This window comes from Bradyrhizobium prioriisuperbiae (genome assembly GCF_032397745.1).
Lineage (GTDB): Bacteria > Pseudomonadota > Alphaproteobacteria > Rhizobiales > Xanthobacteraceae > Bradyrhizobium_A > Bradyrhizobium_A prioriisuperbiae.
Map to the genome: position 1 here is coordinate 8,756,539 of NZ_CP135921.1, position 23,418 is coordinate 8,779,956.

Genomic DNA, 23,418 nt, shown 5'->3' on the forward strand with positions numbered 1-23,418 from the left:
GCCGCACCGAGACCGGTGCCGATCCCTTCCCTCACCGAGACCGTCGTTTTCATCCATGATCAAGCGCTCGATCAAGGCTGCGCTGCTGCAGCTGCATTCCATTGTCGGCCTCGTACTGGCGCTGGTGCTGACCGTGATCGGACTGACCGGGGCCACAATGAGCTTCGAGGACGAGATCGGGACCAGCCTGAATGCCGGCATCATGCGTGTGGAGGCACGCACAACGCCGAAACTGACGCCGGACGAGCTGGTGGCACGGCTGCATGCGGCTCAAGACATCGGCCAAGACATCGGCCAAGACATCGGCCAAGACATGGGCCAAGACATGGGCAAGGTCTCGGCGGTGACCATGAGCAGCGATCCCACCGCGTCGGTGCGCATCCGCTTTGCCCGCGACGACCGCGGCGAGCGGCCATCCTCGGTGTATGTCGATCCCTATGACGGCCAGTTGCTGGGATCGCCGCGCGGCGAGGCGTTCTTCGCCACCGTGCGCAGGCTGCACCGCTGGCTGCTGCTGCCCGGCGACTCCAACGGCTATGGCCGTCAGGCCACTGGCGTGGTGGCGATCGGCCTGATCATGATGCTGATCTCGGGCCTGGTGCTGCGCTGGCCGCATCGGGCCAGCAGTGTGAAAATGTGGCTGAAGCCGAACCTCGCCTTGCGCGGCCGCGGCTTCCATCGCTCGCTGCATGCCGTCGCCGGCACCTGGGTGTTCGTCATCTATCTGGTGATGACTCTCACCGGCCTCTGGTATTCGTTCGACTGGTACAAGAATGGCGCCGTCTGGTTGTTCTCTCGCCCGGAGGTTTCAGCCGCGAAGCTGCAGCCGAAGGCACCGCCGGCCGGGCGCATGCGCTCCACCGATGCCGCGCCCGCTGCAGCGTCCCTGACATTCAACCGTGTCTGGTCGGCGTTCCTGCACGAACAAGGCAGCCGCTATACGACGGCTTTACTGACCTTGCCGGCCGGCAGCGGCACGGTGGTGCGTATCCGATCGTGGCCGAAGGATTCGTCGCATGAGGCCGAGCGTGACGAATTCCGCATCGATGCCGTTACCGGCCGTATCGTGTCTGCAGAGTTGTATGCCGACAAAACAGCAGGCGAGCGGATGCTGGCGAGCGTGCTCGACATCCACCGCGGCAGCATTTTCGGATGGCCGGGCAAACTGCTGTTCATGCTGGCGGCGGCGCTGATGCCGCTGTTCGCCTTCACCGGCTTGATGCTGTATCTCTCGCGCCGGCGGTACAAGCGCCGGTCGCAGCCGAGGCTCGGGAGCCTGGTTCCGGGCGAATAAGAAAAGGTACGCGCAACGCGTCAGGACAGCATCGCAATCACCGCCTGGATCTGGGCGGACGCTACCGCGACCAGTCCATCAAAGGAGGTGTGGCCGTGGGCCGCGGCCTTGAGAATGACCTCAGCCATCGCGGCCTTGACGCCGAACACCGATTGATCGGCGGGGATCCTGGCCATCACGGCTTCGAGAGCGGCGCGCATGGTCTGAACAAGCTCGGGATTCATGGCTGTCCTCCATGGTCCCGGATCATACGCGACGGACGAGACACGCCGACTCACAGCCGCGTGTCATTGCTCAATTTTAATGCTTATCAATTTCAGCGTTTGTAATTTTCACGTCATAAAACGCGACGCGTGGTTTCGCCTCAGCTGTGCAGCCCCGGCGCCTCGTGGCCCGTGCGCGCGACATATTCGGTGTAGCCGCCGCCATACTGGTGGATGCCCTCGGGGGTCAGCTCCAGCACGCGGTTGGAGAGTTCGGCGAGGAAGTGGCGGTCATGGGACACGAACAGCATGGTGCCTTCGTAGTCCTTGAGTGCCGAGATCAGCATTTCCTTGGTGGCCATGTCCAGATGGTTGGTGGGCTCGTCCAGCACCAGGAAGTTCGGCGGATCGAACAGCATCAGCGCCATCACCAGACGCGCTTTCTCACCGCCCGACAATACGCGGCAACGCTTCTCGACGTCGTCGCCGGAGAAGCCGAAGCAGCCGGCCAGCGCGCGCAGCGAGCCTTGTCCGGCCTGCGGGAATGCATCCTCCAGCGACTGGAACACAGTGCGCTCGCCTTCCAGCAGGTCCATCGCGTGCTGCGCGAAGTAACCCATCTTGACGCTGGCGCCGAGCGCCACGGTGCCGGTGTCGGGCTCGGTGGAGCCCGCGATCAGCTTCAGCAGCGTGGACTTGCCCGCGCCATTGATGCCCATGATGCACCAGCGCTCACGGCGGCGCACTGAAAAATCCAGCCCCTGATAGATGCTGCGGCTGCCATACCCCTTGTGCACGTTCTTCAGGCTGACCACGTCGTCGCCGGAGCGCGGCGCCGGCAGGAAGTCGAAGGTCACGGTCTGGCGGCGCTTCGGCGGCTCGACCCGCTCGATCTTTTCCAGTTTCTTGACCCGGCTCTGCACCTGCGCGGCGTGGGAGGCCCGCGCCTTGAAGCGCTCGATGAACTTGATCTCCTTGGCGAGCATCGCCTGCTGGCGCTCGAACTGCGCCTGCTGCTGCTTTTCGTTCAGCGCGCGCTGCTGCTCGTAGAATTCATAGTCGCCGGAGTAAGTGGTGAGGCCGCCGCCGTCGATCTCCACGATCTTGCCGACGATGCGGTTCATGAACTCGCGATCATGCGAGGTCATCAGCAGCACGCCCTCATAACCCTTCAGGAATTGCTCCAGCCAGATCAGGCTTTCCAGATCGAGATGGTTGCTGGGCTCGTCCAGCAGCATGGCGTCGGGACGCATCAGCAGAATGCGGGCCAGCGCCACGCGCATCTTCCAGCCGCCCGACAGCGCGCCGACATCGCCCTCCATCATCTCCTGGCTGAAGCTCAATCCCGCCAGTACTTCGCGGGCGCGGCCATCCAGCGCATAGCCGTCCAGTTCTTCGAACCGCGCCTGCACCTCGCCATAGCGGGTGATGATGCTGTCCATGTCGTCGGCCATTTCCGGATCGCCCATGGCGGCTTCCAGCTGCCGCAGCTCCGCCGCGACCTCGCTGACCGGACCGGCACCGTCCATCACTTCGGCCACCGCACTGCGGCCTGCCATTTCGCCCACGTCCTGGCTGAAATAGCCGATGGTCACGCCGCGATCGACCGCCACCTGGCCCTCGTCCGGCAGTTCCTGTCCCGTGATCATCCGGAACAGCGTGGTTTTGCCGGCCCCGTTGGGACCGACCAGGCCGACCTTTTCGCCCTTCTGGAGCGCCGCGGAGGCCTCGATGAAGAGAATCTGGTGGCCTTGTTGCTTGCTGATGTTGTCGAGACGGATCATGGGGGCGCGGGAACCTGGACAGGACGGATTTGCGCTGTCTTTAGGCTATGTTGCGCTGCGGTGAAAGGGTTTTCCGGCTGCCGGTCACTTCGCCGGGGACGGCGCAACGCACAGCCTCCAGAGCGACCAGACGCGGTCCAGCACGGCCAGATTGGTGGCATCGGCCCGGGCGGCCTCATCCGGTGTCAGATACGTCACCTCGCCGCCGAGCGCTGCGGCTTGCGATTGAAGCCGAGCATTGACGTCGGTGTAATAGGCCCGGAATACAGCGACCTTGACGGACGGCCCGACGGTCACATCGCCATGGCCACGCATCAGGACCACCGATTTGTCGCCGAGCGCCCGGGCCAGCGACTGGCCGATGGCCGGGCTGCGCACCAGCATGTCGGTTTCGCCGAAGTCCTTGCGAATGTCCCACACCGGCGCGCCGGCACCGAGAAAGGCCGCGTTGTGATAGACCGGCCGCAGCGGCAGCCGGCTCACCGTGAAGGGGATGACACCGGGCGAATGGGCATGCACCACCGCTGTCACGTCCGGCCGCGCCTTGTAGATCTCGGCATGAATGAAACGCTCGAGGAAGACGGCACGCCCGCGCGCATCCACGGCATTGCCGTCGCGGTCGAACTCCATGATATCGGCGGCGGTGACCAGCGCCGGCGCAAGCGAGCGCGACATCAGGAAGTGATCGGGATTGCCGGGGGCACGTGCGCTGACATGGCCGAAGCCGTCGAGCACGCCGAAGTCGGCGAGGATGCGGCTGCCGGCAACGAGATCGTCGATCACAGCGGCATCTGTGGGGGTGGAAGCCGGGGGAGCGGCCTGGGCCTGCGCAACCCCGGAAAGCAGCAGGACGGCGAATACAAGACCTGCTCCGACACTCATGCCGGTGGATCGAGCCAGGAAATGACCCAATCTTGCGGCCATGTTCACTCCGGCTGGGACACCATCGCCGCGGTCCAGTCCACGCTGTAATACGCGCTCGCCTTGCTCGCGAGCGCCGCGGCCAGAAGGCAGACGATCAGCACCAGCACCTTGGTCGAGAAGATTTTATGGAACAATTTCATCTAGCGTCCCGAATTCGAAGTTCGCACCATTTTCCGCACCCCTGAACGAACTTCGAATTCGATAAGGACGCTAGCAACTTTATGATTCTAGTGTGCTTTATGAATGCGAAGTTCCTGAAAGAGCGCGCCGCAAAGGCACAGGAACTTCGCATTCAGCACACTAGAACTCCGATCCGCCTCCCTATAGGGCAACGGCCGGTCCGGCACAATCGGGCTGATCCGGCCCCCGACAGCTAGAAATCCAGCTTGTCGCGGATGCTGTCGATCCCCGCCTTGGCGCAGGCCTCGTCCTTGTCGCCGCCGGGCGCGCCGGACACGCCGATGGCGCCGAGCAGCGTACCGCCGGCCTCGATGATCAGACCGCCGCCCAGCATGGTGACCCGCGGGAGAGTGGCGAGGCGCGCATCGAGCGTGCCAGCCTGGATCGACTTCACCATGTCGGAGGTGTTGGCGCGGAAACCGAGCGCGGTCCAGGCCTTGTCGGTGGCGGTGCGCGGCGCCGGCAGGCCGGCGAACCGATCGCGCAGCATCACCTGCGGCTCGCCGAACCGATCGAGCACCGCGACGGCGATCTGATAGCCGTCGGTGCGGCAGCGTTTCAGCGCGGCCTGCGCAGCTTCGAGCGCGACATCCGGTGACAACGATTTGTAGGTGACGGTTACTTCCTCTGCTCTCGCCACACTGGCGAGCGCGACGGCGGCAAGCGATACTGCAATTAGTCCCTTCAAGATTCCCTCCGCGTCCTCACGGCTTGAGATAACTCCAGCCGTCTTCCTGCAATTCCATCAGCCGCACCGCGCCCGACGGCACCAGGCTCGCCTGTGGAACGATGGTGATGGCATGGCCCTCACGCTTCTCCATGCCTTCCTTGGTGTTGTTGCAGGCCGCGAACTTGATCGACGACGGGAAGGAAAACTCCGACATCTGCCGCAGCCGGTCCTTCACCGGCGAGGTGTCATCGCGGAACATGTGCAGGCCCGGCCCATAGGCCACCACCTCGATCTGCACGTCCTCGCCCTTGGCCTTGTAGTATTCCATGATGTTGGCGGCGTTGTTCAACGCGAGATTCATGATCGCGGGATCGTTCTGGTCAACCTGGATGGCGACCTTGTGCGACTTGGTATCCGCGGCGGCTACGCCCGCGACCGCGGAAGCGAGCAACAGCAGGCCTGCGAGCGTCGTGACGATTGTCCTCGTGATGGGCATCGGACTTCCCTCCCCTTATTGTTATGGGCGGACAATCGTGTAGCCGCTTTCGGCAAGGCTGAGAAGCTGGGCCACACCGGCCTCGACTTCGATCGCATTGGGATTGACCGCCAGGCGCTGCCCGGTCTCGCGCGCGATGGTGTCCAGGGTGTTGCCGCAGATATCGAACCGCACGCCCTGCGCCACCAGGCTGTCGACCAGCTTGCGGTTGGCATTATCGGCCTTCAGCAGATCGATGCCGGGGCCGAAGGTCACGACTTCAATCGCGACCTTGTCGGGACCGTAATACTTCAGGAGGTTGTAGGCCACGCTGATGACCAGCCCCTCTTTCTTCGGATCGCTGTCAGAGAGCTGCAGCGCGAGGTGGTGCTCGGCGAAGGGCTTGTCGGCGGGTTTAGCGTTCTGCGCGAGGGCCGTGCCGGGCGCGAGCACCAGGGTTGCGAAGCACGCAAGTGCGACAACTGCTCTGCGCCGATTGGTCATTGTTGTTCCGCCCTGATGTCTCTCTCGGTCATGGCCGGGCCTGTCCCGGCCATCCACGTCTTGCTCGCTCATATGCCGTCAAGACGCGGACGCCCGCAACACGCGCGGGCATGACGCGGAATGTAACGTAACGCCCGAGCGCCAGGTTTCATCACCCCGCATAACCCGGATTGCCGTCGACGCCCTTGATCTCGACATTGAGATTCTCGTTTGCCTTGCCCGCGCCGCCGCGCAGATAACTCGCCACCGTCTCCCATACCGGCTTGCCCTTCTGCTCGTTGACCGAGGCCCAGCCCGCGACCTTGTAGGATTTCGCGGCCTCGATCGGCGCGCCGCCGGCAAGCCTGAGATCGGAAATGCGCTGGCCCATCGGCTGCGCCGGGGCGCAGGCGTAGGACAGTCCGCCCATCCGCACCATGTCGCCGCCCTGCTGGTAATAGGGGTCGGCATTGAAAAGATTGTCGCAGACGTCTTCCATCACCGCCTTGATCTGCTCGCCGGTCATCGGCTGCACATAGACCTCCGGATAGGTGATGGCGGTCTGGCTGAGCACATCCTGCATGGTGAGCGCAGCACCGGGGAGCACTGTCGGCCCCCAGCGGAAGCCGGGCGACAGTGCGATCTCGGTGTCGAGTTCACGTCGCAACGCATCGCAGATCAACTGGTCCATGGTGCCGTTGAAATTGCCGCGGCGAAACAACAGCCGGTCGGCCACCGCGACCTGTTCGTCGAACACCTTGGCATGGGGTGCGCGCAGACCCGCGATCAACGCCTGCATCTGGGGATCTGCCTTGAGCCGATCGCTGAACACCGGCAGCAGGCGATAGCGGATATCCTTCACACCGCCCTTGCCGATGTCGAGATCGAGCACGCCGAGGAATTTGCCATTGGAGCCGGCATTGCTGACCAGCGTCCTGCCGCCGGCATTGGTCACCGCGAGGGGCTGCGGCACCGCATCGTGGGTGTGGCCGCCCAGGATGACATCGATGCCACTGACGCGACTGGCAAGCTTGAGGTCCACATCCATGCCGTTGTGGGAGAGCAGCACCACCGCATCGACCTTTTCGACCGTGCGCAGGCGATCGACCAGCTTCTGCAGCTCATCGTCGCGCACGCCAAAAGTCCAGTTCGGCACGAAACGCCTGGGGTGCGCGATCGGCACGTAGGGAAACGCTTGGCCGACAATGGCGAGACGATAATCGCCCATCTGCCTGACGGTGTAAGGCTTGAAGACGCGCCCGGAGTCCTTGTCGAAGGCCTCGGCATCGTTGAAGGCGGCTTCCTCGGTGAGGAACACGTTCTGCGCCAGGAACTCGCCCTTGAAGTCGCGCAAATTCCGGCGCAGCACCTCTTCGCCGTAGGTGAACTCCCAGTGCCCGGTCATGGCATCGATCCCGAGCAGGTTGGCGGCCTGCACCATGTCGGCGCCCTGCATGGCGTTGGCGAGGCCACTGCCCTGCCAGAGATCGCCGCCGTCGAGCAGCACACTGCGGCCGGCCGACACCGCCGCGCGCAGGCCGTCGATCAGGGTCTTGAGATGGGCGAAGCCGCCCATGCGGCCGTAGCGCCTGGCGTCGCGATCGAAGTCGAGGAAGGTAAAGGCATGAGCCTGCGCGCTGTCGCGCACCACGCCGAACTGCGTCAAGAAGGCCTCACCGACCAAATGCGGCGGTCGGCCGGCCATGGCGCCGAGACCGATGTTGATGCTGGGTTCGCGGAAATACACCGGCAACAACTGCGCATGAGTGTCGGTCATGTGCAGCACACGCGCATTGCCGAACGGCGCGAAATCGTAGAGCGCGTCGGTTTGTGCGACGCTGGGGCGTGGCAGGCCGGCGATGGCGGGTGCAGCCAGCGCGAACTTGAGGACATCACGTCGATGGAATGGCATTTCTTAAAGTCCTCGCGGTGGCCCGGCAATCCAGCTTTCTTCGATTTCAATAACCGCTGCAAAGCTGGATCACCGGGTCAAGCCCGGTGATGACGCAGAGAATGAGGAACGCGCATCGCGCATCAGGAATGGATCGTGTCGTTCACAAAACCAAATCAACGCAACTCGGAATCCCGCCAGGCATCCTTCTCGCGCAGCGACTGGGCGACCGAGGCTTCGGCCAGCGCCTTGGCGTCCAACGCGAGCTTGATCGCCTTGTCGAACTCGCCGGCTTCGCCCGCCTTGCGCGCGGCGGCGAGTGCGGCAAAGGTCACCGTCCACTGGTTGCGCAATTCGCCGGCGCGTTTGTTGGTGGCCTCGGCTTCGGCGAGGGCAGCCTTGAAGGCAGCGTCCGGCGCTTGTGCATGAGCCGACATACCGGTGCTCAGCACGGTAGCTGCAACAGCGAGAACGATCAGGCGACGCATGGCAAACTGCCTCATGGCCGCGCTCCCGGTCCCGAGATCGGCAAGCCGTTGCTGAGATACGACAGATAATATTCGAGATTGCGATACTCGGGATCCTGCGGCTCCAGCGGTGTGCCGCGGACCTGGCTGTTGCAGGTGGTGAAACGGCGGCTGGTGGTGCCCATGCCGCCCCACTCCGAGCGGTAGATCGGCATGGCATTGAGAATACCCAGCGCCGGCGCCAGCACCTCGGCGCGAATGCGCTCGCCCGGGCTCTGGATGTGGCAGCTGGCGCAGGAGAAATTCAGCTGGCCGCGGCGCTGATAGAAATACTGCTTGCCCGCTTCATAAGCCTGCAGCGCGCGCGGATCGTTCGGGATCTTGACGTCCATCGGCTTGCCGCGCGAGGTCAGCGCCATGTAGGCGGTCACCGCCGCCATGTCGTCCCTGACATAGGAGTACGGTTTCTCGCCGTTCGCTTCCAGGCACTGGTTGACCGCAAGCTCGAGCGTGATCACCTGACCCTTGGCGGTGTCGAAATAGGGATAGTTCTGGCGAATGCCGACGCCCTTGTCGGGAAAGCAGTCCGCCAGCGTCTTGCCGTTCTTGAACAGCTGCGCCATCAGCTCCTTGCCGCGATCGACTGCGAAGTCGTAGGGCGGGAAGTCTTCCTTCTCGATCCATTGCTTGCGCATATCTTCGTTCATCGAATAGGGACCGTTGACGAAATCCTCCAGCGGCACCTTCGGGAATTTCTTGACGAAGTAGTCGCGGAACACCTTGAAGTCCTGCTCGGGCGTCGTGGCGTCGAGCGCCATGGAGGGACGTCCGGCGATGACGCTAATAGCTGCCGCCATCGCGGCGAGCCTCAATGCAAATCTCGCGGCTTTATGCGCCATTGTCACGTCCCCTCCCGAGTTTTTTCGTCATTGCCGGGCTTGACCCGGCAATCCAGCTTCTTGCCACGTGTTTGGCGAAAGCTGGATACGCGGGTCAAGCCCGCGTATGACGCAGTATTTGCAGCAAGCGTCGACGATCAATCACGCCGTCAGCCGATCTTCGCGGTCAGCGTGTCGGTCGCGCCCTTGTTGTCGATCCAGGTGATCTTGAGATCGTCGCCCTTGGCGCCGCCCTTGAAGGAGAACTTCACGAACGGATCCTTGGAGACCGCCGGGCCCCACAGCGCGGTGAACACCACCTTGCCGCCGACTTCAAAAGTCACCGTTTCGATGTGATGGGGCGGGATCAGCTCACCCTTGGCGTCCTTGACGAAGCCGGAGTCCATCGGATGCTGGATCAGCGCCTGGACTTCGGTGGTGTCGGTGCCGGCGGTGGCGCGAACGCGGATTGTCGATGCCATGATGGATGTTCCTTATCTCAGCCGCCGCAGCCGCCGACGGTGACTTTGACTTCCTTGGAGGTGCTGTAGAGTGTGCCGCCGGATTCCACGACTGCAACCACGTTGCTGGTCTTGGCCATCTTCAGCCGGTTCGAGACCTGCGGCGTGGTGCCCTCGGGAATCCTGTAGGACGCCGCCAGTGCGTTGGGATTTTCCGCGACCATGATCGAGATCGAAGTCACGCCGGGCAGCGTGGTCGAGACGCTGATCGGCACCACCGCGCCATTCTCGGCGATTTCCGGGGCGTCGAGCTTGATCTTGTCGGAGGCCTCCGTCGGTTTGCCGCCATACAGCGTCTTCAGGGTGTCGGCTTCCGACTTCTGCTTGAACGCGTCGCCCGGCCAACCGGCGGCATCGGCCGCAAAGGCCGCGACCGCGCGCAGCGCATTCAGGCCCGCGCCCACCACGGCGGCAAGCGCGAAGCCGCGCAACACGCCGCGGCGCGATGCCTGGCTTTTCAACAATCGTTCCATGGTCAGTCCTCCCGGATCGAAATCAAAGGGTGTAGAGAAATTCGACCACCGCCGAAATCTCTTTCTCGTTCAAAATCAGGTTGCGCCCGAACGGCGGCATCACGGTCAACGGATTGCGTTTGGTCTCGTCGGTGACGATGCCGATCAGTTCGTTGCGGTCGGGAAAGCGGGCCTTCATGTCGTTGAGCGGCGGCCCGATGGTGCCGGGCAGATCGCCACCCTTGATTTCATGGCAGGTCAGGCAATTGCCCTTGCCGCGGTCAAACGCGAGGGCGCGGCCCTCGGCGGCCGAGGTCTGCACCCAGGATGGCACCGACGACGGCGGAGTCTGCGACTGGGCCTGCGCCGCACCGCTGCCGAGCAGACAAAACGCGAGAGCAATATGTCGGGCACCTATCATGCGCAAAGACCTTGCTGGTTCCTTCGAGATACTCATTTCGGCTGCATGTCGTCGAGCGGACCGGTGGTCCGCGGCGTGAGGTTCTTGCCTTCCGCTGTCGACACGATCTGGATGGCTTTCGGATCGAAACAGTTGCTCATGCAGGGCTTGTTGACGGTGTCGGGACGCGGATCGGTCCAGCTGAAGCTGTCGTGGTTGGGCATCTTCACCTTGGGCAGGCTATCCTTGTCGGCGACAAAATCATCGGGAACGATGTCGTTGAGGCTGAGGATATACGCGGTCAGCGCGTAGACGTCATCTGTCGGAAGTGTGTGCGGCGACGGCATCGGCATGGCGCGGTTAATATAGTCCCACAGCGTGACGGCAAAGGGCCAATAACTGCCGACTGTGGGCTCCGGCCTGTCGCCGGTCAACGTTCCCTTGCCGCCGACGAGTTTGGGGAAACGCCCCTCGCCTTCGCCGAACGTGCCGTGGCAGGCCGCGCACTGCTCCGCGAACACATCCGTACCGCGCGCGACGTCGCCCTTGCCCAGAGGCAACCCCGCACCGTCATCGCCACGGGCGTCGATGTCCCAGCCGGCAATCTCCGCTGCTGTCGGCGCCCGGCCATAACCCAACGGCCCACGCTCGCCGGCCAGCGCCGCACTCATCGAGACGAGGACGCCGAGCGCACCGATCACACCGCGCCAATCAGCCGGTCTGAACATCGAAAATGCTCCCGTCGGCCTTGACCTGCCAGGTCTGGATCGAATTGTTGTGGTAGACCGAATTGGTGCCGCGGATCTTTCGCAATTGCGAAATCGTCGGCTGCACGTAACCCGTCTCATCGATCACGCGCGATTCCAGCAGCGCCGGACCGCCGTCCCATCGCCACGGCAACGTGAAACGTGTCAGCGCCTTCGACAGCACCGGCTCCTTCAGCTCCGCCTTGCGCCAGTTGGCGCCGCCGTCGGTGGAGACATGCACCTCCTTGACCTTGCCGGCGCCGCTCCATGCCAGCCCGCGGATTTCGTACAGGCCCGGACCGCCCAGCGGCTTCTCCGGACAGGGGAACGCGATGACGGATTTCGCGTCGATCGCCCAGGTGAAACCGCGGGATTTTCCGTCCGGCATCAGGTCGGTGTATTTCGAGGTCTCCTCGCGGGTGTACCAGGGCTTGTCGCCGACCTTGATGCGGCGCAGCCACTTGATGCTGACATTGCCTTCCCAGCCCGGCACCACCAGCCGCAGCGGATAACCCTGTTCCGGCCGCAGCGCCTCGCTGTTCTGCGCATAGACCACGAGGCAGTCGTCGAGGCATTTTTCCAGCGGCAGGCTGCGGGTCATGTGCGCGCCGTCGGCGCCCTCGACCAGCGCCCACTTGGCTTCCTTCTTCAATCCGACTTCGCCGAGCAGCGTCGAGAGTTTGACCCCGGTCCATTCCGCGCAGCTGATCATGCCATGGGTGAACTGCAGCGAATTGAGCTGCGCGGCGCGCCACTCCATGCCGCCATTGGCCGGGCATTCGATGAAATGGATCCGCGAGGTCGATGGAAACCGCAGGATATCCTTCATGGTCAGGATCAGCGGCCGCTCGACCAGACCATGGATCATCAGCCGGTGCTGCGACGCCTCCACGTCCGGTCGTCCCGCGTGATAACGTTCGAAGAACAATCCGTTCGGCGTGATGATGCCGTGCAGGTCCTGCAGCGGCGAGAAGCTGATGGAGGATTCCGTGCCCGCCGTCAGCCACGGCACGTTGCGGCGGATGACACCGGCTTCCGCATCCGCCGGCTTGCCATAGGGGCGATCGACCACGCCGGCGCCGATCGACTGCGACCAGGGATGATCCGCCGGCGGCGCGGCCCCCTCCGCGCTGGCGCCGCCGCGCACCAGCATGGACGCCGCCAGCGCGCCGGAGGCCCGCAGCAGCGACCGCCGTCCGACCACCCGTACGGCACCGGACGATTCTTCATCGCCCGCGGTCGCCGTCAGCCCGCGCCAAAATCTACTCCGCACTTCGCTCCCCTCGACTGCAATCTTTTCCGATCGGCAGCTTTTTTGGAATGTTTCACCATCGCGTATCCGTGACTGCTAAATTAGTCAATGCTAAAGTAGGTGAAGCTAACATACATAAATTCGCCGCCCCGCACTGCAGCACACCGGACCCGTCTCATGGATGCGCAAACCAGCCGCGACGCCAAAGCGCAGGACGCCGAGCGCAAGCTGCTGGCGCAGCAGGCCGCCGACGTCTCCCGGCTGCTCAGCCTGCTCGGCAATGCCAACCGGCTGCTGATCCTGTGCTACCTGATGATGCGCAAGGAGATGAATGTCGGCGAACTCGTCGCCGCCGTGGATCTCAGCCAGTCGGCGCTGTCGCAGCATCTCACCAAGCTGCGCGAAGACGGACTGGTGACGGCCCGCCGCGATTCCCAGCACGTCTTTTATCGCATCGCGGATCCGCGGGTGACCAAGCTGATCAAGGTGCTGAAGAAGCTGTATTGCGACGATGTCGCATGAACGGTCGCGCATGAATATTCGCCTTCTCGCCGCGCTGGGCGCGCTTCACATCGCAGCACTCGCGCCGGTGACCGCGCAGAGTGAACCGCCTGTCACCTACGCACCGCTAACGCAACCGCTGGACATTGCGCAGGTGCCGGGCCAGTCGATTTTCTACAGCGTCGGCAATCCCGGCGTGCCGGGCAGCGTCAACGAGGGCAACACCTCGAACGCGGGCTATGTGATCACCGAGAGCGGCGTGGTGGTGTTCGACGCGCTGGGCACGCCGAGCCTGGGCTGGGCCCTGCTCAACGACATTCGCAAGCACACCGACAAGCCGATCCTGTTCGTGGTCGCGAGCCACTATCACGCCGATCACATCTATGGCCTGCAGGCATTCAAGGATCACTCGTCGGCCGAGATCATCGCCCAGGAGCGCGCGGCGGAATACAAGGAAAACGAGGAAACCGCCGACGAGCGCGCCAGCCAGCGGCTGGACCAGCGCCGCGGCGCGCTTTATCCCTGGGTCGACAAGAACACCCGTGTGGTGCCGCCCGACATCACCTTCCACGACCGCGCGACCCTCGCGCTCGGCGGCAAGCGTTTCTCGCTGTTGTACGCGGGCCCCGCGCACTCCGGCAGCGACATCATGATGATGGTGCAGCCCGACGGCGTGCTGTTCGCCGGCGACATCGTGCAGAACAGCCGCATCCCGTTCATGAACGGCGACGACGTCGACACCGCGCAATGGCTGCGCGCGCTCGATGACGTGCTGAAGCTGGAGCCGACCTTCATCATCCCGGGCCACGGCAAGCCGTCGGCGGCGGCCAAGGAAGCCATCGCCTTCACCCACGACTACATCGCCTATGTGCGCGCCGCGATGGGCAAGGCGGTGGAAAGCTGGACCGATTTCGATACGGCTTACGCCGCGACCGACTGGTCGAAATACAAGGACTTGCCGGCGTTCGAGAACAACAACCGCGGCAACGCCTATCGGATCTATATCGAGCTGGAAGGCGCGCAGTTCAAAAAATAGATCTGCGCTGTGAAGCGGATCGGTCGCGGCCTGACCGCGCCGTCAGGCCGATGTCGGCTGCAACGCCGGCACCCGCAGCCGGCCGCGCAGGCCCGCCGTCGCGCCGACCAGGATTCCCGCCACCGCCACGAACGATCCGATCGCCAGCGTCGAGAGGCCGGTGAGGCCCTGGCCGATGGAGCAGCCATAAGCGAGCGCACCGCCGGAGCCCATCAGCGCCGCACCACCGATCGAGCGCAGCATGTGGTTGGCCGAGGTGTAGCCTTCGACACGAAGTCCGCGGGTCAGCAGCGCGGTGAGGAAACTGCCCAGCACCACGCCGGGCACCAGCGCAGTGCCGAAACTCATGGTGAGGCCGGTGGAGAGCATGGCGTACTGCAGGGTGTCGGCGAGCGGCGCGACGAAGGTCAGCGACGTCACCGGCACCGGGTTGAAATCGTCGGCGCCGAGATAGCCGGTGGCAAACCAGCCGGCCGCGACCAGAGCGCCTACGGCGAGACCGGCCGCGATCTGGGTGCGATCGCGGCGAAAACGCCCGTTGGAGAATGCGAACAACAGCAGCGGCACCACCACAATCAGCGCGCCCAGCAGATGGGCGAGCGGCTCGCTCGCACCCGCGCGCGTGATCACCGCCGGCACCGAGTTGAAGGCCGGCGTCGCCTGGGTCCACTGCAGCAGCGGGATGCGCAGCGGCGCGAGCAGCCCCTTCAGCGTCATCTGGGCGGTCACCGCGATCACCATCACGACCACCAGCGAACGCAGGTTGCCGCGCCCGAGCAGCACCAGGGCGCGCGAGGCGCAACCGTTGGCCAGGATCATGCCGTAACCGAACAGCACACCACCGAAGAACATCAGCGGCGCGGAGAACTGCGGCTGCAGATAGATCGTCTTGCTGAAATCCACGAGGCCGGTAGCGGCGAAAAGCTGGGTCGATAGAACGGCGAGCGCGATCGCCAGCGCAAAACCGCGGATCCGGCGGCCGTCATTGTTCTGCAGCCAATCCCGCACACTGCTGTTGAGGCAGAAGCCGCTCACCAGCCCAACCGCGCCAAACGCGAGGCCGATCAGCAGGCCGAGAGAGATGACGATGCTCGATGGGTCCACGCGTTCGCCCGCCAATTTTTGTTAAGCCATTGCAATGACTTATAAATATGCGGAGGTGTGAGAGCGGTCCATCGGCGGCGGGAAATAAGATTGATATCATCCCGATGCAGACAAATTCAGTAAATTTATTCTCCAGAATGGCAATTCAGGGGAACATTAATCTTCATTCGACGAAAATCATCAGTGTCGCGAGATAGCCATTTCACCGCGACCGGACGGAACATCCACGCAACGGTGCCCGCCGCGACAGGCGTGCCGGCAAATCGCGCCAGCAAACACACAGCGCAAAACGGAACGAGGTGCGACGGCGAACCGGCGCACCTCGCGACGTTGTGTATTCTCGTTCAGCTCAGGCGCGGTGATGCGCCGGCCAAATCAATACGGACAGACCAGCCGGCCCCAGCGGTTGTAGAAGCAGCCTGGGGTGACGATGCCGAAGCCAGGGCCCCAACCGCGACCACGGCCCCAGCCGCGACCGCCGCCACGACCCCAACCGCCGCCACGTCCGCCGCCACGGAAGCCACCACCACGTCCACCGCCACCGCGACCACCACGCGCTTGCGCCGATGTGGTTCCGGCCGCGGTGAGGATCGTCGAGGCGCCGACAATGCTGACGCAATAAATGCCAACCAGCGCCACTGCAGCAATGCAGCGTGCGAGGAAAGGCTTTTGGGTGTTTGAAGTTGCCATTTTCAGGATCTCCCGGTCATTTCAAATCGCCTGTTCGGATGCGCTGGTCGTTGTGTTTGCATAGGAACGGACGAACTCGGTCTTGGTTTCATGCGCGCGAGAAAAAATCAAAGCATTAATATAGCTTAGCACGAGTCCATAAAACGTGAGGATAGGGTCGGCACCGCAACCGGTCAAGTTGTCGATGGTTACGGTTGCAGCCCTTCTCCAGACGCTCTATCGGCGAATCCTGTGCGCGATGCACAATTGCCTTGGGTGTTGGTCGCGGGAGTTGCTGCAATGGTTCAAAAGGTTTTTTCCGGATGGCAGCATGATCGCTATTCTGAACGGTGCCTCGAACATGAACGCAATATGAATGAAGATGAATGAATGTGCTGCATTGCACCGAGGGGAATCGAAAGCATTCGGCAGGACAAGCAACGATACAGCAGGACACCATCCGATCGGTTGAACCGATCATTTCGCAGGAACGTCATACCCTATTCCCACGCCCTTCCTCGCAAGCAACAATCACAAACCCCCTTCCAGAAAATGGCCCGATGCCCAAACAACATACGTATGTCCTTGGCCTGAACACCTACGATCACGACGTCAGCGCCTGCCTGCTGCGCGACGGCGCCATCGCTTTCGCGATCTCCAAGGAACGCATCACCCGCGAGAAGCACGCCAGCGGCTTCTACCAGGAGGTGATCGACTACTGCCTGAAGGCGGAGGGCATCGGCTTCGACGACATCGATCTGATCGTGCGCAATTGCTACATCCTGCCGGTCGCCGAGATGGAAGAGCGGCTGGTGTATCAGGACATGCCGTCGTTCCTGCCCGAGCATGAGCGCGACGGCGCGCCGAAACATCCGCTGTACCTGTCGCGCTCCGACAAGGTGGTGCAGATCTCGCATCATCTGGCGCACGCCTACAGCGCCTTCGCCGTTTCGCCCTTCGAGGACGGCGTGGTGATGGTGGTCGACGGCGTCGGCAGCTATCAGTCCGACGTGCTCGAGCCCTATCCGGCCTCCGACACCGCAACGCCGCTGGCGCGCGAATCGGAGAGTTACTACACCTTCAACGGCACCAAGCTCGACTGCCTGAAGAAGGTCTGGATGGAGCCCGACCGCGGCTTCCTCAGCGATGAGTTCTACAACATGCCGGGACTGGGCGCGCTCTACAGCCGCGCCTCGACCTACGTGTTCGGCGATTGGAACAAGTGTGGCGAGCTGATGGGGCTCGCGCCCTATGGCCGCCGCGACCAGGTCAAGTCGCTGATGCAGATCGACGGCGAAACCTTGAAAATCCCGAACTGGTCGACCGATCTCAACCGGCCCTTTGTCATGGACAGCGACCAGAAATGGGAGAGCAACCCGGCGATGCGGCACTGGGAAGACCTCGCCTGGCGGGTGCAGGACGATACCGAAAACGTGCTGCTGGCGCGGGCGCGGTGGCTGCGTGAAAAAACCGGGGCGAAGAATCTGGTGATCGCCGGCGGCGTGGCGCTGAACTGCGTCGCCAATGGCCGGGTGGCGCGTGAATCAGGCTTCGAGAATATCTGGATCCAGCCCGCGGCCGGCGACGACGGAATCGCGATCGGCTGCGCCTATTACGGCCATCTCGTCGTGCAACAGCAGCGCCGCAACTTCGTGATGGAGCATTCCTACGTCGGCCGTCCCTACACCGATCAGGAGGTGGAAGACACCACCAAGAAGTGGATCATCGGCATCCAGACCACGGCGACCCGCAGCGCCAACGTCGCGGCCGAAACTGCGAAGCTTCTGGCCGACCAGAAGGTGATCGGCTGGTTCCAGGATCGCTCCGAATTCGGCCCGCGCGCACTGGGCAATCGCAGCATCATCGCCGACGTGCGCAGGCCCGAGATGAAGGATATCCTCAACAAGCGGGTCAAACACCGCCAGGCGTTCAGGCCGTTTGCACCGATCGTGCTGTACGAACGCGCCAAGGAGGTGTTCGAGGGCGAGGAGGATTCGCCCTTCATGCTGATCGCCAAACGCGTGCGCCCGGAGTGGCAGAGCCGGATTCCGGCGATCGTCCATGTCGACGGCACCGCGCGGGTGCAGACCGTGCGCGAGGCCACCAACCCGACGCTGTATCGGCTGCTGAAGGAATTCGAGGCGCTGACCGGCGTGCCGGTGCTGCTCAACACCTCATTCAACGTCAAGGGCGAGCCGATCATCGAAACGCCGCGCGACGCGATGGCCTGCTTCCTGCAGACCGGCATCGATCACCTGGTCATGCACGATACGATCGTGTCGAAGAACAAGCTGCACCCGATCGTGGCGCCGCTGGTGAAGACGTATATGGATGTAGCGACGATCGTGCTGTCGAACGTGAAGTGATCATGGGCGGGAGCTCCCCACACAACTTGCGTCATCACCGGGCTTGACCCGGTGATCCAGCTTTCTTCAGCCCGCAGCATGGCATAAGCGCTTAAGCTGGATGCGCGGGTCAAGCCCGCGCATGACGCAGCAAGGAGGATGCGCCCTCCATCTAACGACGTCGTGCGCCCTATCTACCTTGAAATTTCGCCGGGCGTTTTTCCACAAACGCCGCCGCACCTTCGCGCAAATCTTCGGTGACAAACGCACGGGTCTGGGCGGTCGCCTCGTTGTCCAGCGCCGAGCCCAGCGACGAACCCCAGGCGAACTCGATCTGGCTCTTGATCAAATCGAGGCTGATGGGCGGGCCGTCGGCGAGTTTTTGCGCGATGGCCAGCGCTTCGTCGAGCAGAGCCGCATCGTCGACGGTCTTCCAGATCAGGCCCCACGTCTCCGCCATCTCCGCGGTCAGCGGCTCACCGAGCAGCGCCAGCGCGCGGGCCCGCGCGATGCCGATGGAGCGCTGCAGGAACAACGAGGTGCCGGCATCGAGCGCGGCGCCGAGCCGAACGAAGCTGAGCACGAATTTGGCCGAACGCGCCGCAATCACGATATCGCCGGCCAGCGCGATGCCGACGCCGGCGCCCGCCGCCGGGCCGTTCACCGCGACCACGATCGGGACCGACGATCCCCGCAGCTTCTCGATCAACGGGCTGACCCCGTTGCGCAGCAGCGTCCCCACCTCCGCACCGGACTCGAAGGTGCTGCCGCCGATCAGTTGCGCACCGGAGCAGAAGCCCTTGCCTGCACCGGTGAGAACGATGGCACGGACGGTGGAATCCGCCAGCGCGGCATCGAGCGCAGCGCTGAGGTCCCTCAGCACCGTGCCGCCGAGCGCGTTGTACTGCTCAGGATTGTTGAGGGTGAGGATCACGATCGATCCGCGCCGCTCGGAAAGGGCCATCGGCATCTCGGAAACTCCTATTGCTGCGACTGACTACAGCGACCGTGCGATCAGCATTTTCATGATCTCGTTGGTACCGCCATAGATCTTCTGGATCCGGGCGTCGACGAACATCCGTCCGATCGGATATTCCTGCATGTAGCCGTAACCACCATGCAGTTGCAGGCAGTCGTCGACGGTCTCGACCTGCTTCTGGGTGGTCCACCATTTCGCCATCGAGGCCGTCACCGCGTCGAGATCGCCGGCAATCAGCCGCTCGATGCAGAAGTCGACAAACACCCGCGCGATCATCGCCTCGGTCTTGCGTTCCGCAAGTATGAAGGCCGTGTTCTGGAATTCGAGGATCGGCTTGCCAAACGCCTGACGCTCCCGGGTGTAGTCGACGGTCAGCTTCACCGCGCGCTCCATCGCCGCGACCGCGCCGATGGCGATGATCAGCCGCTCCTGCGGCAGCTGCTGCATCAGCTGGACGAAGCCCTGGCCTTCTTCCGCGCCGAGCAGGTTCTCCGGCGGCGCCACCGCGTCCTCGAAAAACAGCTCAGAGGTATCGGCCGCCGCAAGCCCGATCTTGTCGAGGTTGCGGCCGCGACGGAAGCCGTCATTCTCCTTGGTCTCCAGCACGATCAGCGACAGCCCCTTGGCGCCGGGGCCGCCGGTGCGCGCCACCACGATGATCAGGTCCGCGGTCTGGCCATTGGTGATGAAGGTCTTCTGGCCGTTGATGACATAGGTGTTGCCCTGCTTGCGCGCAGTGGTGCGCACGCCCTGCAGGTCGGAGCCGGTGCCCGGCTCGGTCATGGCGATGGCGCCGATCAGGTCACCGCGCGCCATGCCCGGCAGCCAGCGCAACTTCTGCTCCTCGGAGCCGTAGTTCAGAATGTAGTGCGCAACGATGCCGCTACTGACGGTGACACCGTTGTTGAGCTCGGGGACGACGCTTTCGAGATCCTCGAACACCGCGGCATCGGTGGCGAAGCTCGCACCGAGGCCGCCATACGCTTCCGGCACGCTCGGCAGCAGCGCGCCCATCTCGCCCAGCGCCCGCCAGGCGGAGCGATCGACCACCTTCTGCTTGCGCCATTGTTCGGCGTGAGGCGCCAGATCCCTGGCGAGGAATTTGCGGAACTGGTCGCGAAAGGCGTCCAGTTCTTCGGTCATCCAGGAGGAGCGGTACTGCATGAAACCCTCGCTTCAGATATCAGATAATCAGCCCGCCGCCGCAGACGACGACCTGACCACTGATGTAGTTCGATTCAGGGCTGCAGAACAGGTACACTGCATCCGCGGCCTCCTCCGGGGTGCCGCCGCGTCCGAGCGGGATCATCCGGGCCATGGCGTCGAGCATCTGCGGCTGCACGCCGACCTTGATGTCGCGGCCGGCGACGTCGATGGTTTTCTGCTGGGTTTCGATCGGCTGGGTCAGGCGGGTGTTGATCAGGCCGAAGGCGACGCAATTGACGTTGACCTTGTAGCGCCCCCACTCCTTGCACAGCGTGCGGGTCAGGCCGACCAGCGACGCCTTGGCCGAGGAATAACTGGCTTGCCCGGCGTTGCCATAGAGCCCGGCGATCGAGGAGATGTTGACCACCTTGCGGAACACCTCCTGACCGGCTTCGGCTTCCTTCTTGGCGAAGATCCGGATCGGCTCGGCGGCGGCGCGCAGAATGCGGAACGGCGCCACCAGATGCACGTCGAGCATGGCCTGGAACTGCTCGTCGGTCATTTTCTGGATGGTGGCGTCCCAAGTGTAGCCGGCATTGTTGACGACAATGTCGAGACCGCCGAATTTTTCCACAGCAGCACCGACAAACCGATCGGCGAAGCCGGATTCCGATACGCTGCCATTAACGGCGACCGCGTCGCCGCCCATCGCCTTGATCTCCGCGGCGACGGCATCGCCCGGCTCGGCGTCGAGATCGTTGATCACGACCCTGGCGCCTTCGCTCGCAAGCTTCAGCGCAATGGCACGGCCGATACCGCGGCCCGATCCGGAAACCAGCGCGACTTTTCCCTTGAGTTTGGTCATAAGGTATCCTCGTTCAGAGCACGATGATGGCTTCGCCGGCGAGCTTGATCTCGCCCTTTTCGTCCTTGGTCGTCAACGCGAGGCGCGCGCATCGTTCGCCCTTGTTCTCGAGCAACTCGGCAACATGGCCCTCGCAGGTCAATTGCGCACCGAGCTGGGTGATCGCGGCAAAGCGGGTGGAGAATGCGCGGATGCGGGATGGGGCAATGGCGTCGGTCAGCGCCTGACCGAGATACCCCATCACCAGCATGCCGTGCGTGAACACGTCCGGAAAGCCCGCCGCCTTGGCGAAATCGATATCGACATGGATCGGGTTGTGATCGCCGGACGCGCCGCAGTACAGCGCCAGCGTGTGCCGGGTGATCGGCGGAAATGTCTTGTGAACGATGCGGTCACCGACCGCCGGATTGTTGCCGCTCATGCCGCCACCTCATTTCGCACCGCGATGGTGCGCGCGGTATCGGCGACATGGGCGCCGTGCTGGTTGCTGACCGCGGTCTGCACCACGATCAATGTCATCGCGCCGCCTTTCTTGTCGGTGACGCTGACCACACGCGAGCGGAATGTCAGGGTATCGCCGACCACGATCGGCGCGTGATAGATAAAACTTTGCTCGCCGTGCAGCACCCGCGCCAGATCGATGTCCAGCATCTTGAGGAACTCGAACGGCTTGTCGTTGTCCATCATCTCGAGACAGAACAGATAGGTCGGCGGCACTGGAATGGCGGCGAAGCCTTCCGCCCGCGCCGCCCCCTCCTCGCGATAGACCGGGCTTGTCTCGCCCAGGGTGTTGAAGAAATAACGCAGGCGTCCCGGCTCGACGCGCGCAGTGACCGGTGTGAAGGTTCGCCCGACGGCGGATTGATCGACCATCGTTAACCCCTCAGGCGCGTTCGTACAAAGTGACGACGCAGGCGCCACCGAGACCGAGATTGTGCTGCAGCGCCAGCTTGGCACCCTCGACCTGGGTTGCCGCCGCGCTGCCGCGCAGTTGCCGCGTCAGCTCGTAACACTGCGCGAGCCCGGTGGCGCCGAGCGGATGGCCCTTCGACAGCAGACCGCCGGACGGGTTGGTGACGATCCGGCCGCCATAAGTGTTGTCGCCATCGTCAATGAATTTTGCCGCGCCGCCCTCGGGACACAGCCCCAGCGCCTCGTAGGTGATCAGCTCGTTGTGAGCAAAGCAGTCGTGCAGTTCGACCACGTCGAGATCCTCGGGGCCAACGCCGGCCGCCTCATAGACCTTGTTCGCGGCGGCGCGGCTCATGTCGAAGCCGACCACCTGCATCATATCGCCGGCGCCGAAGGTCGAGGGCGTATCGGTGGTCATGGCCTGGGCCGCGATCCGTACATCCTTGCGCAGGCCGTGCTTGCTGGCGAATTTCTCCGATACCAATAACGCGGCCGCGCCGCCGCAGGTTGGCGGACAGGCCATCAGCCGCGTCATGACGCCGGGCCAGATCACCTGGTCGTTCATCACATCGTCGGCGGTGACTTCCTTGCGGAACAGCGCCAACGGATTGTTCATGGCATGGCGGCTGGCCTTGGCGCGCACTTTCGCGAACGAGGTCAGCGGCGTGCCGTATTTGGTCATGTGGCTGAGGCCGGCGCCGCCGAAATAACGCAGCGCCAGCGGGATCCCGGCGGCATCGACCAGCTTGTCGGCTGCGGCATCGAAGTCGTCGAAAGCACTGGGACGGTCGGTGAATACCGCGCCGAGCGCACCGGGCTTCATCTGCTCGAAGCCGAGCGCCAGCACGCAATCCACGGCGCCGGACTGGATCGCCTGTCGCGCCATGAACAGCGCGGTCGAGCCGGTGGAGCAGTTGTTGTTGACGTTGACGATCGGGATGCCGCTCATCCCCACTTGATAAAGCGCACGCTGGCCGCAGGTGGAGTCGCCATAGACGTAGCCGACATAGGCCTGCTCGACCGCGCTGTAATCGAGACCGGCATCGGCGAGCGCCAGCTTCGCGGCCTCGGCGCCCATCACATGATACGGCGCGCTCTGCCCCGGCTTGGCGAACGGGATCATCCCGACGCCTGCGACATACACCTGAGACGACATCCGAGATCCTCCCATAAATTACCCATTGGACTTTTTCTTACCCTTGGGTAATATACGTGCCGATCCAGCGAGTCAATCCGACCCA

At 63.5% G+C, this 23,418-nt stretch carries 27 protein-coding genes; 4 read left to right on the top strand and 23 right to left on the bottom strand.

The annotated features are described in order from the left end of the window. The first annotated feature begins 55 nt into the window (after positions 1-55). Positions 56-1,294 (top strand): PepSY-associated TM helix domain-containing protein, encoded by a 1,239-nt coding sequence (locus RS897_RS40610; RefSeq protein WP_315834274.1) that lies wholly within the window; start codon positions 56-58, stop codon positions 1,292-1,294. A gap of 20 nt (positions 1,295-1,314) precedes the next feature. Here the strand turns inward: RS897_RS40610 and RS897_RS40615 are convergent, their stop codons facing one another. From RS897_RS40615 to soxC, 15 genes are all read right to left on the bottom strand, one after another. Further along, positions 1,315-1,518 (bottom strand): hypothetical protein, encoded by a 204-nt coding sequence (locus tag RS897_RS40615; RefSeq protein WP_315834275.1) that lies wholly within the window; start codon positions 1,516-1,518, stop codon positions 1,315-1,317. 140 nt (positions 1,519-1,658) lie between these two features. Next, complete coding sequence (locus RS897_RS40620) at positions 1,659-3,281, bottom strand: ABC-F family ATP-binding cassette domain-containing protein (RefSeq protein WP_315834276.1); 1,623 nt, start codon at positions 3,279-3,281, stop codon at positions 1,659-1,661. 84 nt (positions 3,282-3,365) lie between these two features. Then, positions 3,366-4,163, bottom strand: a complete 798-nt coding sequence (locus RS897_RS40625) for a class II aldolase/adducin family protein (protein ID WP_407654600.1) — start codon at positions 4,161-4,163, stop codon at positions 3,366-3,368. Between the two features lie 44 nt (positions 4,164-4,207). Then, the gene (locus RS897_RS40630; RefSeq protein WP_315834278.1) at positions 4,208-4,345 is read right to left on the bottom strand and encodes a hypothetical protein; all 138 of its coding nucleotides are present in this window, start codon (positions 4,343-4,345) and stop codon (positions 4,208-4,210) included. Positions 4,346-4,578: 233 nt separating this feature from the next. Then, complete coding sequence (locus RS897_RS40635; RefSeq protein WP_315834279.1) at positions 4,579-5,073, bottom strand: GlcG/HbpS family heme-binding protein; 495 nt, start codon at positions 5,071-5,073, stop codon at positions 4,579-4,581. Positions 5,074-5,089: 16 nt separating this feature from the next. Then, the gene (locus tag RS897_RS40640; protein WP_315834280.1) at positions 5,090-5,551 is read right to left on the bottom strand and encodes a DsrE family protein; all 462 of its coding nucleotides are present in this window, start codon (positions 5,549-5,551) and stop codon (positions 5,090-5,092) included. 21 nt (positions 5,552-5,572) lie between these two features. Then, positions 5,573-6,034 carry a DsrE family protein gene (locus RS897_RS40645; RefSeq protein WP_315834281.1) on the bottom strand — a complete coding sequence of 154 codons (462 nt, stop codon included), beginning with the start codon at positions 6,032-6,034 and terminating at the stop codon, positions 5,573-5,575. A 151-nt stretch (positions 6,035-6,185) separates the two neighbouring features. Next, positions 6,186-7,925: a thiosulfohydrolase SoxB gene (gene soxB, locus RS897_RS40650; protein WP_315834282.1), complete on the bottom strand. Its 1,740-nt coding sequence runs from the start codon at positions 7,923-7,925 to the stop codon at positions 6,186-6,188. A gap of 155 nt (positions 7,926-8,080) precedes the next feature. Next, the gene (locus RS897_RS40655) at positions 8,081-8,407 is read right to left on the bottom strand and encodes a hypothetical protein (RefSeq protein ID WP_315834283.1); all 327 of its coding nucleotides are present in this window, start codon (positions 8,405-8,407) and stop codon (positions 8,081-8,083) included. Next, a complete protein-coding gene (gene soxA, locus RS897_RS40660) occupies positions 8,404-9,228 on the bottom strand; it encodes a sulfur oxidation c-type cytochrome SoxA (RefSeq protein ID WP_407654601.1) in 825 nt (274 codons plus the stop codon). Before soxA ends, RS897_RS40655 begins: the two co-directional genes overlap by 4 nt. A 191-nt stretch (positions 9,229-9,419) precedes the next feature. After that, entirely contained in the window at positions 9,420-9,731 is a 312-nt protein-coding gene (soxZ, locus tag RS897_RS40665; RefSeq protein WP_315834285.1) for a thiosulfate oxidation carrier complex protein SoxZ, read from the bottom strand. A 17-nt stretch (positions 9,732-9,748) separates the two neighbouring features. Next, positions 9,749-10,243 (bottom strand): thiosulfate oxidation carrier protein SoxY, encoded by a 495-nt coding sequence (soxY, locus tag RS897_RS40670; RefSeq protein ID WP_315834286.1) that lies wholly within the window; start codon positions 10,241-10,243, stop codon positions 9,749-9,751. A 22-nt stretch (positions 10,244-10,265) separates the two neighbouring features. After that, positions 10,266-10,643, bottom strand: coding sequence for a sulfur oxidation c-type cytochrome SoxX (soxX, locus tag RS897_RS40675; RefSeq protein ID WP_315834287.1), 378 nt, complete (start codon positions 10,641-10,643; stop codon positions 10,266-10,268). A 32-nt stretch (positions 10,644-10,675) separates the two neighbouring features. Next, a complete protein-coding gene (locus RS897_RS40680) occupies positions 10,676-11,350 on the bottom strand; it encodes a c-type cytochrome (RefSeq protein ID WP_315834288.1) in 675 nt (224 codons plus the stop codon). Continuing rightward, entirely contained in the window at positions 11,334-12,617 is a 1,284-nt protein-coding gene (soxC, locus tag RS897_RS40685; protein WP_407654602.1) for a sulfite dehydrogenase, read from the bottom strand. Before soxC ends, RS897_RS40680 begins: the two co-directional genes overlap by 17 nt. A 180-nt stretch (positions 12,618-12,797) precedes the next feature. Here soxC and RS897_RS40690 point away from each other — a divergent pair, with 180 nt between their 5' ends. Together RS897_RS40690 and RS897_RS40695 are read left to right on the top strand one after the other, a co-directional pair. After that, complete coding sequence (locus tag RS897_RS40690) at positions 12,798-13,142, top strand: ArsR/SmtB family transcription factor (protein ID WP_315834289.1); 345 nt, start codon at positions 12,798-12,800, stop codon at positions 13,140-13,142. 10 nt (positions 13,143-13,152) lie between these two features. Beyond that, positions 13,153-14,157, top strand: a complete 1,005-nt coding sequence (locus RS897_RS40695; protein ID WP_315834290.1) for an MBL fold metallo-hydrolase — start codon at positions 13,153-13,155, stop codon at positions 14,155-14,157. Between the two features lie 42 nt (positions 14,158-14,199). Here RS897_RS40695 and RS897_RS40700 read toward each other — a convergent pair whose 3' ends face one another. Continuing rightward, positions 14,200-15,261, bottom strand: coding sequence for a YeeE/YedE family protein (locus RS897_RS40700; RefSeq protein WP_315834291.1), 1,062 nt, complete (start codon positions 15,259-15,261; stop codon positions 14,200-14,202). Positions 15,262-15,636: 375 nt separating this feature from the next. After that, on the bottom strand, positions 15,637-15,951 hold the full coding sequence (locus tag RS897_RS40705) for a hypothetical protein (protein WP_315834292.1): 315 nt from the start codon (positions 15,949-15,951) through the stop codon (positions 15,637-15,639). Positions 15,952-16,490: 539 nt separating this feature from the next. Here RS897_RS40705 and RS897_RS40710 point away from each other — a divergent pair. After that, on the top strand, positions 16,491-18,296 hold the full coding sequence (locus RS897_RS40710; protein ID WP_315834293.1) for a carbamoyltransferase family protein: 1,806 nt from the start codon (positions 16,491-16,493) through the stop codon (positions 18,294-18,296). Positions 18,297-18,465: 169 nt separating this feature from the next. On the opposite strand, the gene RS897_RS40715 is transcribed toward RS897_RS40710, so the two are convergent. The 6 genes from RS897_RS40715 to RS897_RS40740 are packed head-to-tail and all read right to left on the bottom strand — an operon-like array spanning position 18,466 to position 23,333. Beyond that, entirely contained in the window at positions 18,466-19,245 is a 780-nt protein-coding gene (locus RS897_RS40715) for an enoyl-CoA hydratase-related protein (protein WP_315834294.1), read from the bottom strand. 27 nt (positions 19,246-19,272) lie between these two features. Beyond that, on the bottom strand, positions 19,273-20,418 hold the full coding sequence (locus RS897_RS40720) for an acyl-CoA dehydrogenase family protein (RefSeq protein ID WP_315834295.1): 1,146 nt from the start codon (positions 20,416-20,418) through the stop codon (positions 19,273-19,275). A 19-nt stretch (positions 20,419-20,437) separates the two neighbouring features. After that, complete coding sequence (locus tag RS897_RS40725) at positions 20,438-21,265, bottom strand: SDR family NAD(P)-dependent oxidoreductase (protein ID WP_315834296.1); 828 nt, start codon at positions 21,263-21,265, stop codon at positions 20,438-20,440. A 13-nt stretch (positions 21,266-21,278) separates the two neighbouring features. After that, entirely contained in the window at positions 21,279-21,686 is a 408-nt protein-coding gene (locus RS897_RS40730; RefSeq protein ID WP_315834297.1) for a MaoC family dehydratase, read from the bottom strand. Continuing rightward, positions 21,683-22,138 carry a MaoC family dehydratase N-terminal domain-containing protein gene (locus RS897_RS40735; protein ID WP_315834298.1) on the bottom strand — a complete coding sequence of 152 codons (456 nt, stop codon included), beginning with the start codon at positions 22,136-22,138 and terminating at the stop codon, positions 21,683-21,685. The genes RS897_RS40730 and RS897_RS40735 overlap by 4 nt, the downstream gene beginning before the upstream one ends. Positions 22,139-22,148: 10 nt before the next feature. Then, positions 22,149-23,333: a lipid-transfer protein gene (locus tag RS897_RS40740; protein WP_315834299.1), complete on the bottom strand. Its 1,185-nt coding sequence runs from the start codon at positions 23,331-23,333 to the stop codon at positions 22,149-22,151. Positions 23,334-23,418 lie beyond the last annotated feature (85 nt).